Raw genomic sequence first — 14,958 nt, 5'->3', positions numbered from 1 at the left:
CCAAACAAACCCTTTTTTTTGGCTTCCCCCCCCCCCCCCCCAAACCCCCCCTCTCGAACACTGCGTTTTCCCCTTTCCCGGGCCCCCGGAAGCGGCCCGACCCAGTCGCCTGATCAGTGGCGGCTCAGCAGGCGTCGATGAAGCGGTCCAGCACCCGGACACCGAACTTCAGGCCGTCCACCGGGACCCGCTCGTCCACACCGTGGAACATCCCGGCGAAGTCCAGGTCCGGCGGCAGCTGGAGCGGCGCGAAGCCGAAGCAGCGGATGCCCAGGTCCTGGAAGGACTTGGCGTCCGTCCCGCCCGACAGGCAGTACGGCACCGCCCGGGCGATCGGGTCCTCGGCCCGCAGCGCGGTCTGCATCGCCTCGACCAGGGCGCCGTCGAAGCCGGTCTCGATCGCCTTGTCCGAGTGGAGGCTCTCGCGCTTCACGCGCGGGCCGAGCACGCTGTCCAGCTCGGCCAGGAACTCCTCCTCGAAGCCCGGCAGGAAGCGCCCGTCCACGTGGGCGGTGGCCTGACCGGGGATCACGTTGACCTTGTACCCGGCGCCGAGCATGGTGGGCTGGGCGGTGTTGCGCAGCGTGGTGCCGATCATCTTGGCGATGCCGCCGAGCACCCGCAGCGTCTCGTCCATGTTCTCCGGGTCCAGCTCGACCCCGAGCGCGTCCGACAGCTCGTCCAGGAAGGCCCGGACGGTCTTGGTGATCCGCAGCGGGAACTGGTGCCGGCCGAGCCGGGCGACCGCCTCGCAGAGCTCGGTGATCGCGTTGTCGTCGTTCTCCATCGAGCCGTGGCCGGCCCGGCCCTCGACCGTCAGGCGCATCCAGTGCATGCCCTTCTCGGCCGTCTCCACCAGGTAGAGGCGGACCTGGTCGTTGACGGTGAAGGAGAAGCCGCCGACCTCGCCGATCGCTTCCGTCACGCCCTCGAACAGCCCCGGGTGCTTGTCCACCAGGAAGCGCGCCCCGTAGGTGCCGCCGGCCTCCTCGTCGGCGAGGAAGGCCAGCACGATGTCGCGCGGGGGCTTGCGCCCGGTGCGCAGCCGGTCGCGGATGACGGCCAGGGTCATCGCGTCCATGTCCTTCATGTCGACCGCGCCGCGCCCCCAGACGCAGCCGTCCGCGATCTCGCCGCCGAAGGGGTCGTAGGTCCAGTCCGCCGCGTTGGCCGGCACCACGTCGGTGTGGCCGTGGATCAGCAGGCCGGGGCGGGAGCGGTCCTCGCCCTCGATCCGGACCACCGTCGAGGCCCGGCCCTTGGCCGACTCGAAGATCTGCGGCTCCAGCCCGAACTCGGCGAGCTGTTCGGCGACGTACTCGGCCGCCCTGCGCTCCCCCGGGCCGGAGCCGTCCCCGTAGTTGCTGGTGTCGATCCGGATCAGATCGCGACAGATCTCGGCGACCTCCGACTCAGCCGTCACCTTCGGGGCCGCCGACTCGCTCCGCTCGCTCACGGTCACTCCTCGTCTTGGGCCCGCACCGACGCACCAGCGCGTCACCCCCAGGACCTGCACCCGGGCCGTACGAGCACGTCCGCCCATCCTCCCCCAGCCCCCGGCCCCGATCCAGCCCCCCGCCGTCCCGAAACCCGCTGGTCACGCCCCCGCCACAAGTCGCCCCTTGCCCCGGCCATCGGTGCCGCTCCTGCGCCCCGGAACCGTTTTGGGAGCCCAAGCCGATCTTTGCTACAGTTACATCTGTCAGCGCGACGGACGAGAGATCGGAAGCCGCGAGGACGGCACCCGGTCCGGGTGGCGGAATGGCAGACGCGCTAGCTTGAGGTGCTAGTGCCCTTTATCGGGCGTGGGGGTTCAAGTCCCCCCTCGGACACCGGCGAAAGGCCCCAGTTCATCTGGGGCCTTTCTGGTTTTCCGGCTTCCGGTTCCGGTTCGGTTCCGGGTTCGGCTTCCGGCTTTTCGGTTCTCCGGTCGTCTTCCGGTTCGCCGGCGGCGGTTCCGGTGGGGCCCGGTCAGCCGGTCACGGTCGCGCCCGCGCCCGTGTAGGCACCGTAGGCGCCGGTGTCGTCCGCCCAGATCCAGTAGCCCGTGTGCGAGACCCCGTCGGAACCGACGTGGGAGTCGGCGACCAGGAAACCGGCGCCCTTCTCGTTGACGATGAACTGGCCCTGGCCGAAGTTCGCGTCCAGGCCTTCCTCGACGGCGGCCGAGGCCAGGCCCGCGCAGCCGACGACGAGCGGGACGGTGAGGGCACCGACGGCCACCACTCGCTTGAGAGCACGCATCAAGATCTCCTCCACGGAGTTTCGGGTTGGGGGGCGGGGCCGTTCGACCCCGCCGCGATTCAGGGAGCCATGCCCCGCCTCCCGCCGCAACCGGCGCCACGCCCCCGCCCGGCCTTATGTCCCGTCAGAATCGCCGGTCCCACCAGCGCGGATACGACTGGTGTGGTTTTCATGAGGATCAGTCGGCTGGAGCACCCGGCGCGCGCCCTCGCTCCGCCGCGTCTCGCCTCGCCAGGCCCCCGCGCCGCCCCGAACACAGGGGAATCCCCCCGGAGTTCACCGGAACTCCGAGGGGATCCGCGGCTTGGGTCAGCCGTTCTGCCAGCTGGCACCGGAGCCCGTGAAGGCGCCGGAGACGCCCGTGTTGTCGGACCAGATCCAGAAGTCGGTGTGCTGGACCCCGTCCGCGTTCAGCACCGAGTTGGCGCTGGCGGCACCGGCGCCGTTCTGGTTGGCGACGAACTGGCCCGCGCCGAAGTTCGCGTCCAAGCCTTCCTGCGCCGAGGCCAGGCCGGCGCAGCCGATCACGAGCGGGACGGCGATGGCACTGGCGGCCAGGACACGCTTGAGAGAACGCATGGAAATCTCCTCCACGGAGGTTCGGAATCGAAATGGCGTCGCCGATCGGCCCGCCGCGATTCAGACAGCCACGCCCCGCCTCCCGCCGCAACCGACGCCACGGCCCGCTCGGCCCGCGCTCGGACGGAAACGCCGAGCCGACCAGCGGAAATACTGATCAGGTGATTGTCGGGAGGATCATTCGGCCGGAGCAGACCGGCGACACCCGAGAGCCCGAGCGGTCCGGCGCCGCCCACCACCGCCGGGCCGGCTCCGTCCCCGCCGATGTCATTCGAAAGCCCGATCCGGGGATCGGCCGTACGGGAACGATCGGCCGGCGCTCCGTGGAAGGCGCCGCCGGCTGGTCGCGCCGGACGGACGTGGCGGACGGACACGGCGAACGGGCACGGCGGATCGTCAGGACCGGCGGGCGTCCTCGCCCAGGGCGCTCTCGATGCCCTGGACCATCCGCCACAGCGGCGCCCGGCGGCTGGCGACCAGGACCACGACCTCGTCGGACTCGCCCTCGGCGGTCTCCGCCGGGCGGTCGCTCCAGGTGCCGGTCACGAAGGCCATCGCCGCGTCCACTTCGGCCACCCAGTCGCTCTCGCCGCCCGAACGCAGCCAGGTGCGCAGGGCGTGGTTGTGCGCGGAGACGACGGCCGCGGCGATCACGTCCGCGCGCAACGGGCCGTCCGGGCGGTCGGCGAAGCGGTCGCGCAGGTAGGCGGCGAGGGTGTGCTCGTAGCGCCAGACCACGGACAGCTCGTACGCCCGCAGGCCGGGCACCTTGCGGGTCAGGCGGTAGCGCTGGACGGAGAAGGAGGGCTGCTCGGCGTACATCCGCAGGACCAGGCGGGCGGCGTCGCAGGCGTGTTTGACCGGGTCCTCCTCGCCGCTGCCGGACTCCAGGAACTCCGTCATCTCGGCGAGGCTGCGCTCGTGGTCGGGGAAGACCACGTCCTCCTTGGCCGGGAAGTAGCGGAAGAAGGAGCGCCGGCCGACGCCGGCCAGCGAGACGATGTCGTCGACGGTCGTCTGCTCGAAGCCCCGCTCCAGGAAGAGCTCGAAGGCCGCGGCCACCAGCGCCTCGCGCATCGCCGGCTTCGAGGGCCCGTCATTCATGGGCTGGTCCTGCTCTTCCTTCTCGCTCATTCACCGGAACCTAACATCCACCCGGGGGGTGGCCGGGACGGCCGGGCCACCTGTTCGGGCCCGGCCGCCGGTGCGCGTCGGTGCGCGCGGAAGTGGGGTTTTCGGAGGGGGTTACGGGAGGTTGCGGGCCATCACGATCCGCTGGACCTGGTTCGTCCCCTCGTAGATCTGCGTGATCTTCGCGTCCCGCATCATCCGCTCCACCGGATAGTCCCGCGTGTACCCGTACCCACCCAGCAACTGCACCGCGTCCGTCGTGATCTCCATCGCCGCGTCCGACGCATAGCACTTCGCCGCCGCCCCGAAGAACGTCAGATCCCCGTCCCCCCGCTGCGACCGCGCCGCCGCCGCGTACGTCAACTGCCGCGCCGCCTCCAGCTTCATCGCCATGTCCGCCAGCATGAACTGCACACCCTGGAACTCCGCGATCGCCTTCCCGAACTGCTGGCGCTCCCTCACATACCCCTTCGCGTAATCCAGCGCCCCCTGCGCGATCCCCACCGCCTGCGCCGCGATCGTCACCCGCGTGTGGTCCAGCGTCCGCATCGCCGTCGCGAAACCCGTCCCCTCCGCACCGATCATCCGCTCCGCCGGAATCCGCACGTTGTCGAAGTACACCTCACGCGTCGGCGAACCCTTGATCCCCAGCTTCCTCTCCGGCGCACCGAACGACACCCCCTCGTCGCCCTTCTCCACCACGAACGCCGAGATCCCCTTCGACCGCTTCTCCGGATCCGTCACCGCCATCACCGTGTAGAACTCCGACACCCCCGCGTTCGTGATCCAGCGCTTCACCCCGTTCAGCACCCAGAAGTCCCCGTCCCGCACCGCCCGGGTCCGCATCCCCGCCGCGTCACTGCCCGCCTCCGGCTCCGACAGGCAGTACGAGAACATCCCCTCCCCACGCGCCAGCGCCCCCAGGTACCGCGCCTTCAACTCCTCCGAACCCGCCAACTGCACCGGCAGCGACCCCAGCTTGTTCACCGCCGGGATCAACGAGGACGACGCGCACACCCGCGCCACCTCCTCGATCACGATCACCGTCGCCAGCGCGTCCGCCCCCGCACCCCCGTACTCCTCCGGCACGTGCACCGCGTGCAGATCACTGCCCCGCAACGCCTCCAGCGCCTCCTGCGGGAACCGCCCCTGCTCGTCCACCTCCGCCGCGAACGGAGCGATCTTCGCCTCGGCCAGCGAACGCACCGCCTCACGGAGCATCCCGTGCTCCTCGGAGATACGGAAGAGATCGAACTCCTGGCTCATGATCGCCACTCCTGTTTCACGACGGTACTCAGTACCCTTCATTATGCATGCGCGCGGCAAAAAGGGAACTCAGTGCCTTCCCTTAACGGCACTGAGTTCCCTATCCTTTTCGTGCCGAACTTCTGGCGTACTTCCGTACTTCTGCCGTACTTCCGCCGTCCTTCTGCCGAGAGAGCCGGCCCGAGCGCAGGGAGATGACAGCGTGGTCCACTCAGCCATCGATGCCGACAGCCGGAGTACGACGCTGTACTTCCAGCGATGTACCTGGTGCAGCAACCCGACCTTCCAGCGGCTGCTCTGCCCGACCTGCGGTTCCACCGACCTGCGGCTGGAGCCGAGCGAGGGCACCGGCGTGGTCCGGCGCTGCGCCGTCGAGCAGGCCCGGACGCCACTGGTCCGTCAGAAGTCCCTGATCCGCATGGCGGAGGGCTTCGACGTCTGGTGCATCGTGGACGGGATGCGCAGCACCGTCCCGGTCGGCACCCGGGTGAGGCTGTTCACCTCCCCCGACTCCGACCAGCCGGAGCTGCGGCTGCTGCCGGTGGAGGAGCCGCCGTCGGTGCCGGACACCGAGCCGCGCCCGCTGCCCCCCACCCAGGGCGGCTTCACCCAGCACCTCGCGGCCTACGTGGCGGAGTGAGCCGCGCCGCCGCACGGGAGACGACGGAGGGCGTGGCACCGAGTACCACCTCGGCGGCCACGCCCTCCACTTGTCGTTCCGGGGACGTCGTCCCCGGGCTGCCGTCCGGAGATGCGGTCTCCGGGGATCAGGCCTTGCGGGCCTTCACCTCGGCGGTCAGCTGCGGCAGGACCTCGAACAGGTCGCCGACCACGCCGTAGTCGGCGAGCTCGAAGATCGGGGCCTCGGGGTCCTTGTTGACGGCCACGATGGTCTTCGAGGTCTGCATGCCGGCCCGGTGCTGGATGGCGCCGGAGATGCCGTTGGCCACGTACAGCTGCGGGGAGACCTGCTTGCCGGTCTGGCCGACCTGGCTGCTGTGCGGGTACCAGCCGGCGTCCACGGCGGCGCGCGAGGCACCGACCGCGCCGCCCAGCGCGTCCGCGAGCTCCTCCACCACGCCGAAGCCCTCGGCGGCACCGACGCCACGGCCGCCGGAGACCACGATCGCGGCCTCGGTCAGCTCGGGGCGCCCGGAGGACACCCGCGGGGTCCGCTCGACGACCTTGGCGGCGTTGCCGGTGAACTCCACGGCGACGTTCTCGACGGCACCGGCGGCCGCGGCGGCCTCCGGGGCGACGGCGTTCGGCTTGACGGTGATGACCGGCGCGCCCTTGGTGACCTTGGACTTCACCTGGAAGGACGCGGCGAAGACCGACTGGGTGGCGACCGGACCGCCGTCACCGGCCTCCAGGTCGACGGCGTCGGTGATGATGCCCGAGCCCAGGCGCAGCGCGACGCGGGCGGCGATCTCCTTTCCCTCGCCGGAGGAGGTGACGAGGACGGCGGCGGCGTCGTTGGCCTTGGCGATCTGGGCCAGGGCGTCCACCTTGGGGACGACCAGCTGGTCGGCGAACTCGGCGCCGTCGGCGACGTAGACCTTCGCGGCGCCGTACTCGCCGGCCTTGGCGGCGATGTCGGCGGCGGCGGCACCGGCGCCCAGGACGACGGCGGACGGCTCGCCGATGCGGCGGGCCAGGGTCAGCAGTTCCAGGGCCGGCTTGCGGATCGCGCCGTCGACGTGGTCCACCAGGACGAGAATCTCAGCCATTGCTCAATGTCTCCGTGTTTCGCTGGGTCGGGGGGTGGGGGCGGCTCAGATGAACTTCTGGCCGGCGAGGAAGGCCGCGAGCTGCTTGCCGCCCTCGCCCTCGTCCTTGACGACCGTGCCCGCGGTACGCGCCGGACGCTCCGCCACCGACTCCACCGCCGTCCACGAACCCGCCAGACCGACCTCGTCCGCCTCGATGCCCAGGTCGTCCAGGTCCAGCGACTGCACCGGCTTCTTCTTCGCCGCCATGATCCCCTTGAACGACGGGTACCGGGCCTCACCCGACTGGTCCGTCACCGACACCACCGCCGGCAGCGCCGCCTCCACCAGCTCCGTCGCCGCGTCACCGTCCCGACGGCCCCTCACCACACCGCCCTCGACCGACACCTCCGACAGCAGCGTCACCTGCGGCACCCCCAGACGCTCCGCCAGCAGCGCCGGCAGCACACCCATCGTCCCGTCCGTCGACGCCATACCACCGATCACCAGATCGAACCCGGTCTTCTCCAGCGCCTTCGCCAGGACCGCCGACGTCCCGATCACATCCGAACCGTGGATGTCCTCGTCGTTCACGTGCACGGCCTTGTCCGCACCCATCGACAGCGCCTTGCGCAGCGCGTCCTTCGCGTCGTCCGGCCCCACCGTCAGCACCGTCACCTCGGCGCCCTCGTTCGCCTCCGCGATCCGCAGCGCCTGCTCCACGCCGTACTCGTCCAGCTCCGACAGGAGGCCGTCCACACCCTCCCGGTCGGTGGTGTGATCGTCCGCGAAACGACGGTCACCCGTCGCGTCCGGCACGTACTTCACACAGACGACGATCCTCAAGCTCATGAGCGGTTCTCCTGTCACGGGTGCAAGGGATGCACTGGGTCCATGGCCTCAGGCATGCCGGGGGTACTGAGTGCCAAGCCGGCCCGGGCGCGACGAGCGCACCACGAGCGCCACCTGGACCGGGATACCGTGTCGGCTCTCTTCGACTGGCGTCAGAGGCTCCACCGAGAGAATACGGCACTCAGTACCCCTCGTAAAGGAACTCAGTACCCTTCCCGGCGCCCGGGCGGGGGTGGCGTCGCGGGAAGCGGACACAAGGTTTCCGCAAGCCCCCGCCAGGTCTCGTCAATGAATCCGCCAGACGGCCCGAGGACCATCGACCCGGGGCCCGTCGACGGCCCCGACCTGGGATCAAGGAGGGGGAGAAGGATGACCTTGGTGCACGGGGAACAGGACACCACATCGACGCACGGGGAACGAGGCAGCGCGGTCTGGAGCAACAACGGGCCGTGGGAGACCCTGCGGGAGCGCAAGGAAGTGCTGGTGGTCGCGCAGACGATGGTGTACGCGAAGCGGCTGCACGACTTCTACGCGCTGCTCGCCTCGGACCTGCGGGTCCACGTCCAGTTCACGGTGGCGCCGCACGTGTTCAACCGCGGCGCCGCCGACGTCCTCCGGGCGCTGGGCGGCGCCGTACTGCCCTGGGAGCAGGCGGTCCGACGCGAGTTCGACCTCGTGCTGGCCGCCGGCTCCCAGGGGATGGAGCAGTTGCACGGCCCGGTCGTCCGTCTGCCGCACGGGGCCGGCAACATCAAGCTGTCCCGGCGCAGCGCCCCGGACGGCGAACGGGCTGCCATCGGCCTCGGTCCGGAGTACCTGTTCTGGGAGGGCCGGCTCGTCCCCGCCTCCTTCGCGCTCGCCCACGAGGAGGAACTGCTCGAACTCCGGCGCAGCTGCCCGGAGGCCGTCCCGATTGCCACGGTGGTCGGCGACCCGTGCTACGACCGGATCGCCGCCGCACTGCCGCACCGCGATCTCCATCGGGCGGCACTGGGGCTGGGACCGGACGAGAAGCTCGTGCTGGTCTGCTCCACCTGGGGCGACGGCTCGCTCTTCACCCGGCTCGACGCGGTGCTCCCTAGGCTGGCCTCGGAACTGCCCCGGAACGGCTACCGGGCCGTCCTGTTGACCCACCCCAACATCGCGGCGGCGCACAGCGCGTTCGCGGTGCGCTCCTGGGCGCGGGCCACCGCCCGCGGGGCCGTCACGGTCGTCCCGCCCGAGGTGGACTGGCGGCCTCTGCTGGTCGCCGCCGACTTCGTCATCGGGGACCACGGTTCGGTCACCCTGTACGGTGCGATGACCGGCGCTCCGGTCCTGCTCGCCGAGTACCCGCACCGCCACGTCAACCCGCGCTCGCCGGCCGCACAGCTCGCCCGCATCGCGCCCGCGCTCTCCCCCGGACACCCCCTCGTCGACCAACTCGGGTACGCCGCCGAGCAGTACCGCCCGGAGGAGCACGCCGCCGTCGCCTCCCGGATAAGCTCCGAGCCGGGGCGCTTCGACCGGAACAGCCGCCGGTTGCTCTACCGGGTCCTCGGGCTGGGCCAGCCCGCCCACACCCCGGCCCCGGAGCCGCTGCGACTGCCCGAGCCGCTGGACTCGATGGCGGCGGCCGAGCCCCGGCGGGCCGGATGAGCGCTGCGCTGCACACGGTGCGGCTGGTGCCGGCCGGTTCGTCGGCGTACGGCGGAACGGCGTACGGCGGTTCGTCGGCGTGCGGCGGAACGGCGACCACGCTGTTCGAGGCCCGGGTGACAGCCACCCCTGGTGTCCACCACGGACTGCTGGCCACGGACCCGGCGGTCACGGCTCCGGCGGAACTGCCGGGCCCGGGATTCGTGGACGAGCACCTCGTGCTCGACCTCGCCGAACCCGGCGGGCTCCGCTGGCTCCGGCACGCCGACGTGCTCCACCTCGGGCCGGTCCCGGAGGCGGACGCCCACGCGCGGCTCGCGGAGCTGCTGTCCGCGCACCCCGGGTGTGCGGTGGCCACGGCCGAACACCGCCCGGGGGCGGTGGTGGTGCTCGCCCGGAACGGGGACCGGCTCGTCCTGCGGGCCTCCGCCCGGGCCGGGGAGTCCATACCGCCGGCGGTCCTCGGTTCGCTGGCGCACGCCTGGCTGGCGGCCGGACGAGCGCTCACCGAGCTCCGACAGGTCAGCGCCGCTGTTCCCCGGCCCGGCCCTGTCGGGCCTCCGGTGCGTCGGAACGGGGGGTGACGGCGGAGTCGTCCGCGTACGCGGCGAGGCGGTCGGCCAGTCTGGCCGCCTCGGCCGCGGCACCCGCCTCCTGGTAGCGGGCCATGGACCGCTCGAAGCGGGCCCGTGCGGCGTCCGGACGACCACGCCGCTCCTCGACCTGCCCCGCGAACTCCAGCGTCCGTGCCTCCCAGTGCGCCGAGAGCCGGGCCCGGAAGCCCGCGAGGGCCTCCTCCAGGCAGGAGTCGGCGAGGTCGTACGCGCCGAGCGTTCCGTGCGCCAACCCCAGGAACGCCGTCGCGCGGGCCGCCTCGTAGTGGTCACCGATCGAGGCCAACTCGTCACGTGCCCGCTCGATGGGCGCGACGGCCCGCGCCGGCCGGTCCGCGAGCAGCATCACCTCGCCGTACGCCAGCCGGGCCAGCGCCGAGCCGCGCAGGTAGTCCTCGGCCTCCCGGATCTCCACGACCTGTCGCAGGCACTCGGCAGCCTCGTCCAGTCGACCTGCCATCCGGTGGGTCTGGCTGAGCCCGTACAGGGCGTCCGCCTGGGCCAGCGGGCGGCCCGTCTCGCGGGCGAGTCCGAGGGCGTCGGTGAACCAGCGCGCCGCCTCCTCCCAGTCGCCCGCGTTCCGCAGGCCGTTCCCGCCCGAGGTGAGCATCCGCAGCTCGCCGGCGCGGTCACCGGCCGCCCGGGCGGCGCGCAGGCCGATCCGGTGGGCATCGACCCACAGCCGGGCCGGGCGGAGCCGGAGGAACAACGGCCACATGGCGTCGGCGAGTTGCCAAGCGGCCGCGGGCCGGTCCAGTTCCTCGCACCAGCGCAGCACGTCGGCGAGACGGTCGCGTTCCTCGTCGAGCCAGCCCAGGGCCTGGACGTCGTCCGCGAACTCCCTGGCCGGGTGGCGCGATCGTGTGCGGTAGTCGCGGTCGAGCGTCCGGTGGCTCGGCGAGACGACCGCCTCGGCGGCGGTGGCCGAGGCGAGGTACCAGTCGACGACCCGGTCGAGCGGGGTACGGCCGGCCTCGCCGTCCCGGAGTCCCCGCCCGTGCGCCTGGGCGTGCAGCCGGACCAGATCGTGGAAGCGGAACCGCTCCGGCCCCCTCTCCTCCAGCAGGTGCACGTCGATCAGGGCGTCCAACAACCCGTCGGCCGCGGCCGGCTCCACGTCCGCCAGGACGGCGGCGTTCTCCAAGGTGAACTCGGGGAAGGGCAGCAGGCCCAGCAGGCCGTACAGCCGGGCGGCACCCGGCTCCAGCACTCCGAAGGAGGCGTCCAGCAGGTCCTGCACCGTCTCGCCCTCCACGTTCAGCGCCGCCAGCCGGTCGGTACCGCGCCCCAGTATCTCCGCGGTCGCGGCGAGCGACTGGGCCGGACGCGCCGCGATCCGGGCGGCCGCCAGGCAGATCGCCAGCGGCAGCCCGGCGCAGGCGTCCACCACTTCGGCCGCGGCCTCGGACTCGTCGACCACCCTCCGTCTGCCGACCCGCTCGGCCAGGATCTCGGCGGACGCCTCCGGCGCGAGCGGCGTCAGCGGCCGGAACACCGCCCCGTCGATGCCCAGTCCGGTGAGCCGGCGGCGGCTGGTCACCACGACCACCGTGTGGTCGGAGCCGGGCAGCAGCGGCCGCACCTGGGCGGCTGTCGAAGCGTTGTCCAGCAGCACCGCGATCCGCCGCTCCGCCGCCAGCGAGCGCCAGAGCGCGGCACCCTCCTCCAGGCTCCCGGGCACCGGCGAGATCCCGAAGGCCCGCAGGAAACCGCCGATGGCCTCGGCGGGGTCGGCGGGGCCACCGGGCGCGTAGCCGCGCAGGTCGGCGTAGAGCTGGCCGTCCGGGAAGCGGCCGGCCTGTCCGCGCAGCCACTGGGCGGCCAGTGCCGTCTTCCCGACCCCGGCGGGGCCGGTCACCACCACGGTGACGTCCGCTGCGACGGCGGGAGGCAGGGAGTGGTCCAGCGCTGCCAGGTCGGCCTCCCGTCCGATCAACCTGCTTTGACAGGGCGGTAGTTGGCGTGGAGTCGGCAGAGCGGGCAGGCCGTGCAGGTGCAGACCGCCGTGGATCGCCCCGGCCCGCACCACCGGACCGGAGACCGTCGTCGCGCCGGTCAGCGAGTTGCGCACCACTCCGTACGGCAGGTTGACGTCGTTCACGGGCAGCCGCCGAACACGGTCCATCCTGTCACTGGTTCCCCCCTTGCCTCGGACGAATAAGCCGCGGTGGATCACCAGATGACGAGCCGTCAGTCCGAGACATTCCCAAAGGAACCCTTCGAGAAGCGTGCTCGATGCTATGGCCGATCGTCCAACGGCGTGCGATGCTCACCCGCGACACGGCAAGCTGGTAGCCAACCGGCGGGGGGCGTCACATGAGGTTCCATCTCCTGGGTTCAGTTGAACTGTCGGTGAACGGAGAGCCGTTGGCGATTCCGTCCGACAAACGACGGCAGTTGCTGGCCGCTCTGGCCCTGGAGGTCGGGAGGCCCCTCTCCCATACGTCGCTCGTGTACCGGCTGTGGGGCGAAGACCCTCCGCCCAGCGCGTTGAGCAGCCTCTACAGCCACGTTTCCCACCTGCGCGGACTGCTGAGGCGGGCGAGCAGGTCCGCTGGAGAGAAAAACCTCCGGGAAGCGCCGACGATCGACACCAAGTCGCATACGTACACTCTGCGGGCGGACCCACTCCTGATCGACTGGCACCGCTATCTGGACCTCTCCGACAATGCCGGACGACTCGCCGAGAACGGACAGGACCACCAGGCCAGAACCGTTCTGAGCCGGGCCCTGAGCCTGTGGTGCGGCGAACCGCTGGCCGGCCTGCCCGGCGCCTGGGCCCAGACCACCCGCGCGGCCATGACCGACCAGCACTTCATCACCACGCTGCGCCGGATCGAGATCGATCTGCGCATCGGCCGCTTCGCCGAGCTGATCCCCGAACTCACGGCCCTGCGCGAGGACCACCCGACCGACGAACGGCTCGCCGGTCACCTGATGACCGCGCTCTACGCCGTCGGCCGACAGTCCGACGCACTGGCCGTCTACCCGGCCGTCGCCCGCCTGCTCCACACCGAGTTCGCCACCGGGCCCGGCGAATCCCTCACCGGTCTCCACCAGCGGATGCTGCGCGGCGAACCGCTCCCGGGAGCGCCCGAGCGGACCGCGGCCACCCTGACCCCCGACCCGCCGACCACCCTGCCCGCGGAGGTCCCCGGGCGGCACCGGCTGATCGGCCGCGAGGACGACCTCCGGCGCGTGCTGCCCGGCCCGGACGCCCGGCTCGCCCAGGGGGGTGTGGTGACCGTCTCGGCGATCCTCGGCATGCCCGGAGTCGGCAAGACCACCCTCGCCCTGCACGCCGCCGACCTCATGCGCGAGCACTTCCCGGACGGCTACGTCTACCTCAACCTGCGCGCTCACGTGGGCAACCAGCCGCCGCTCGCCTCGGAGGCCGCGGGCGCCCTGCTGCTCAGACGCCTGGGCGTGCCCGCCACCACCATTCCGCTCGACGCGGACGAGGTGTTCGCCCTGTGCGCCGAGGTGCTCTCCTCGCGCCGCGCCGTCGTCGTGCTCGACGACGCCTCGAACGCCGCTCAAGTCCGGCCGCTGCTGCCGCCCGCGCCGACCGCACTGGTGATCGTCACCAGCCGCCAGCGGCTCACCGAACTCCCCGACGCCCGACCGGTGTTCCTGGACGTGCTGACGGTGGACGACGCGGTGGCGCTGTTCACCAACGTGGTGGGACCCGAGCGCTCCGCGGACACCGGGAGCGTCATCGAGATCGTCGAGCGCTGCGGCTGCCTGCCGCTCGCCGTGGAACTGGTCGCCAGCCGCTTCAAGGGCCGACCGTCCTGGAGCCTGAAGCACCTCGCCCGACGCCTCTCCCGCGAGGACGGTGGCCGACTCGCGGAGATCCGCAGCAATTCGGGCGGCATTGCCCAGGTTTTCGAGCTGTCGTACCGCTGCCTCTCCGCCAACCAGCGAGCGGCTTTCCGGCTTCTAGTGCCGCATCAGGCAACGTTTGCCCTGGTGACGACTTCGCGTAGCCGCTGATCGGCGGCATGCTTGTTTCGCCAGATGATGTAGCGGCGGATCATGCTGCCCTGTTCCTTGTGGCTGGCGTGGTCGGTGCCGTCGAGGGCGAAGTAGCGCAGGGCGGTGAACTGGGCCTCGATCCGGTTGAGCCAGGAGCTGTTGGTCGGGGTGTAGGCGATTTCGGGCTCTCCTGCTTGATGTGTGGGTCAGGCTGTTGAGGGTTGGCGTCCGGGGAGGGTGGGCCGGGGCCCTGCGAGGGTCAGCATGACGAGGGCGATGACGGCGTCGGCGGAGTGGAAGCCGAAGCCGCGCCGGATGATCAGACGGGTCTTGGTGTTGGTGGACTCGATCAGCCCGTTGGACAGGCCGGTGATGAGCGCCGAGCGGATGGCGTCGTAGTGGCGCACGATCGTGCGCTGGAGTTCGATGAAGGCGGGAATCCGGCAGCGGCGGGCCCAGCCGATCCAGGCGTCCAGGGCCTTGAGGGCGGCGGTGGGGCGGCGCTTGGCCAGGGCGAAGACGGCCCGCAGGGCTTCCTTCAGCCGCCAGGCGCGGTGGAGTCTTGGGTCGGTGGCCGCGATCCAGGCCAGCTTGGCCACTTGGCGGTCGGTCAGATCCTCAGCGTTCTTCCACAGGGCGAAGCGGGAGTCCTTCAGCGCCCGCGCGGTGTCCCGGTCGCCGAGTTCGCGCCGGGCCCGGTTCCACGAGGCCCGGCGCTCGGTGTTCAGCGCCTCGGTGGCCCAGGCGATCACGTGGAAGGGGTCCATCACCCGCAGTGCGCGCGGTGCCCGATCGGCGATGACCTGGGCGATCCAGGCGGCGCCGTCGGCGCTGATGTGGGTCAGCCGTGCGGCTCGGGCCCGGCCGAGTTCGTCGAAGAACCGGGTGAGGACGTCGGTGCCGTGGCCGTCGGCCATCCAGACCACGCGGGCGGTGTCGTGGTCGAC

Annotated in this window: 13 protein-coding genes, 1 tRNA gene and 1 pseudogene; 5 read left to right on the top strand and 10 right to left on the bottom strand. The window is 71.6% G+C overall.

All coding sequences use genetic code 11. The features are described from left to right. Positions 1–124: 124 nt before the first annotated feature. On the bottom strand, positions 125–1,456 hold the full coding sequence (locus ACZ55U_RS22020; RefSeq protein ID WP_465528048.1) for a M20/M25/M40 family metallo-hydrolase: 1,332 nt from the start codon (positions 1,454–1,456) through the stop codon (positions 125–127). Positions 1,457–1,747: 291 nt separating this feature from the next. On the opposite strand from ACZ55U_RS22020, the gene ACZ55U_RS22015 reads away from it, so the two are divergent. Then, positions 1,748–1,832: transfer RNA gene (locus ACZ55U_RS22015), tRNA-Leu, on the top strand. A 139-nt stretch (positions 1,833–1,971) separates the two neighbouring features. Here the strand turns inward: ACZ55U_RS22015 and ACZ55U_RS22010 are convergent. The 4 genes from ACZ55U_RS22010 to ACZ55U_RS21995 all read right to left on the bottom strand — a co-directional run bounded on the left by ACZ55U_RS22010 (position 1,972) and on the right by ACZ55U_RS21995 (position 5,220). Beyond that, on the bottom strand, positions 1,972–2,244 hold the full coding sequence (locus ACZ55U_RS22010; RefSeq protein WP_465528046.1) for a hypothetical protein: 273 nt from the start codon (positions 2,242–2,244) through the stop codon (positions 1,972–1,974). 309 nt (positions 2,245–2,553) lie between these two features. After that, entirely contained in the window at positions 2,554–2,823 is a 270-nt protein-coding gene (locus ACZ55U_RS22005; RefSeq protein ID WP_465528044.1) for a hypothetical protein, read from the bottom strand. 396 nt (positions 2,824–3,219) lie between these two features. Next, on the bottom strand, positions 3,220–3,957 hold the full coding sequence (locus ACZ55U_RS22000; RefSeq protein ID WP_465528042.1) for a TetR family transcriptional regulator: 738 nt from the start codon (positions 3,955–3,957) through the stop codon (positions 3,220–3,222). Between the two features lie 111 nt (positions 3,958–4,068). Then, positions 4,069–5,220 (bottom strand): acyl-CoA dehydrogenase family protein, encoded by a 1,152-nt coding sequence (locus ACZ55U_RS21995; RefSeq protein ID WP_465528040.1) that lies wholly within the window; start codon positions 5,218–5,220, stop codon positions 4,069–4,071. Positions 5,221–5,422: 202 nt separating this feature from the next. On the opposite strand from ACZ55U_RS21995, the gene ACZ55U_RS21990 reads away from it, so the two are divergent. Further along, positions 5,423–5,860 (top strand): PhlB family protein, encoded by a 438-nt coding sequence (locus ACZ55U_RS21990; protein ID WP_465528038.1) that lies wholly within the window; start codon positions 5,423–5,425, stop codon positions 5,858–5,860. Between the two features lie 127 nt (positions 5,861–5,987). Here the strand turns inward: ACZ55U_RS21990 and ACZ55U_RS21985 are convergent, their stop codons facing one another. Next, entirely contained in the window at positions 5,988–6,950 is a 963-nt protein-coding gene (locus ACZ55U_RS21985) for an electron transfer flavoprotein subunit alpha/FixB family protein (RefSeq protein ID WP_465528036.1), read from the bottom strand. 45 nt (positions 6,951–6,995) lie between these two features. Further along, on the bottom strand, positions 6,996–7,781 hold the full coding sequence (locus tag ACZ55U_RS21980; RefSeq protein ID WP_465528034.1) for an electron transfer flavoprotein subunit beta/FixA family protein: 786 nt from the start codon (positions 7,779–7,781) through the stop codon (positions 6,996–6,998). A 369-nt stretch (positions 7,782–8,150) separates the two neighbouring features. On the opposite strand from ACZ55U_RS21980, the gene ACZ55U_RS21975 reads away from it, so the two are divergent. Continuing rightward, positions 8,151–9,419, top strand: coding sequence for a hypothetical protein (locus ACZ55U_RS21975; RefSeq protein WP_465528032.1), 1,269 nt, complete (start codon positions 8,151–8,153; stop codon positions 9,417–9,419). Then, entirely contained in the window at positions 9,416–10,003 is a 588-nt protein-coding gene (locus tag ACZ55U_RS21970; protein WP_465528030.1) for a hypothetical protein, read from the top strand. Before ACZ55U_RS21975 ends, ACZ55U_RS21970 begins: the two co-directional genes overlap by 4 nt. On the opposite strand, the gene ACZ55U_RS21965 is transcribed toward ACZ55U_RS21970, so the two are convergent. Then, the gene (locus tag ACZ55U_RS21965; protein WP_465528028.1) at positions 9,942–12,158 is read right to left on the bottom strand and encodes a tetratricopeptide repeat protein; all 2,217 of its coding nucleotides are present in this window, start codon (positions 12,156–12,158) and stop codon (positions 9,942–9,944) included. The genes ACZ55U_RS21970 and ACZ55U_RS21965 overlap by 62 nt on opposite strands. 242 nt (positions 12,159–12,400) lie before the next feature. Between ACZ55U_RS21965 and ACZ55U_RS21960 the strand changes: the two genes are divergently transcribed. Further along, positions 12,401–14,029 (top strand): AfsR/SARP family transcriptional regulator, encoded by a 1,629-nt coding sequence (locus ACZ55U_RS21960; protein ID WP_465528026.1) that lies wholly within the window; start codon positions 12,401–12,403, stop codon positions 14,027–14,029. Here ACZ55U_RS21960 and ACZ55U_RS21955 read toward each other — a convergent pair. Both ACZ55U_RS21955 and ACZ55U_RS21950 read right to left on the bottom strand, forming a co-directional pair. Beyond that, a pseudogene (locus tag ACZ55U_RS21955) lies at positions 13,987–14,205 on the bottom strand (transposase); the annotation flags it as partial. The gene ACZ55U_RS21960 and the pseudogene ACZ55U_RS21955 sit on opposite strands and share 43 nt — an antisense overlap. 12 nt (positions 14,206–14,217) lie before the next feature. Then, a partial coding sequence (locus ACZ55U_RS21950) for an ISL3 family transposase (protein WP_465528024.1) occupies positions 14,218–14,958 on the bottom strand: 741 nt, incomplete at its 5' end.

This window comes from Kitasatospora sp. NPDC034533 (genome assembly GCF_055575155.1).
The sequence above is the reverse complement of the archived record's forward strand: the minus strand, read 5'-3'. Positions and strand labels throughout refer to the sequence as shown.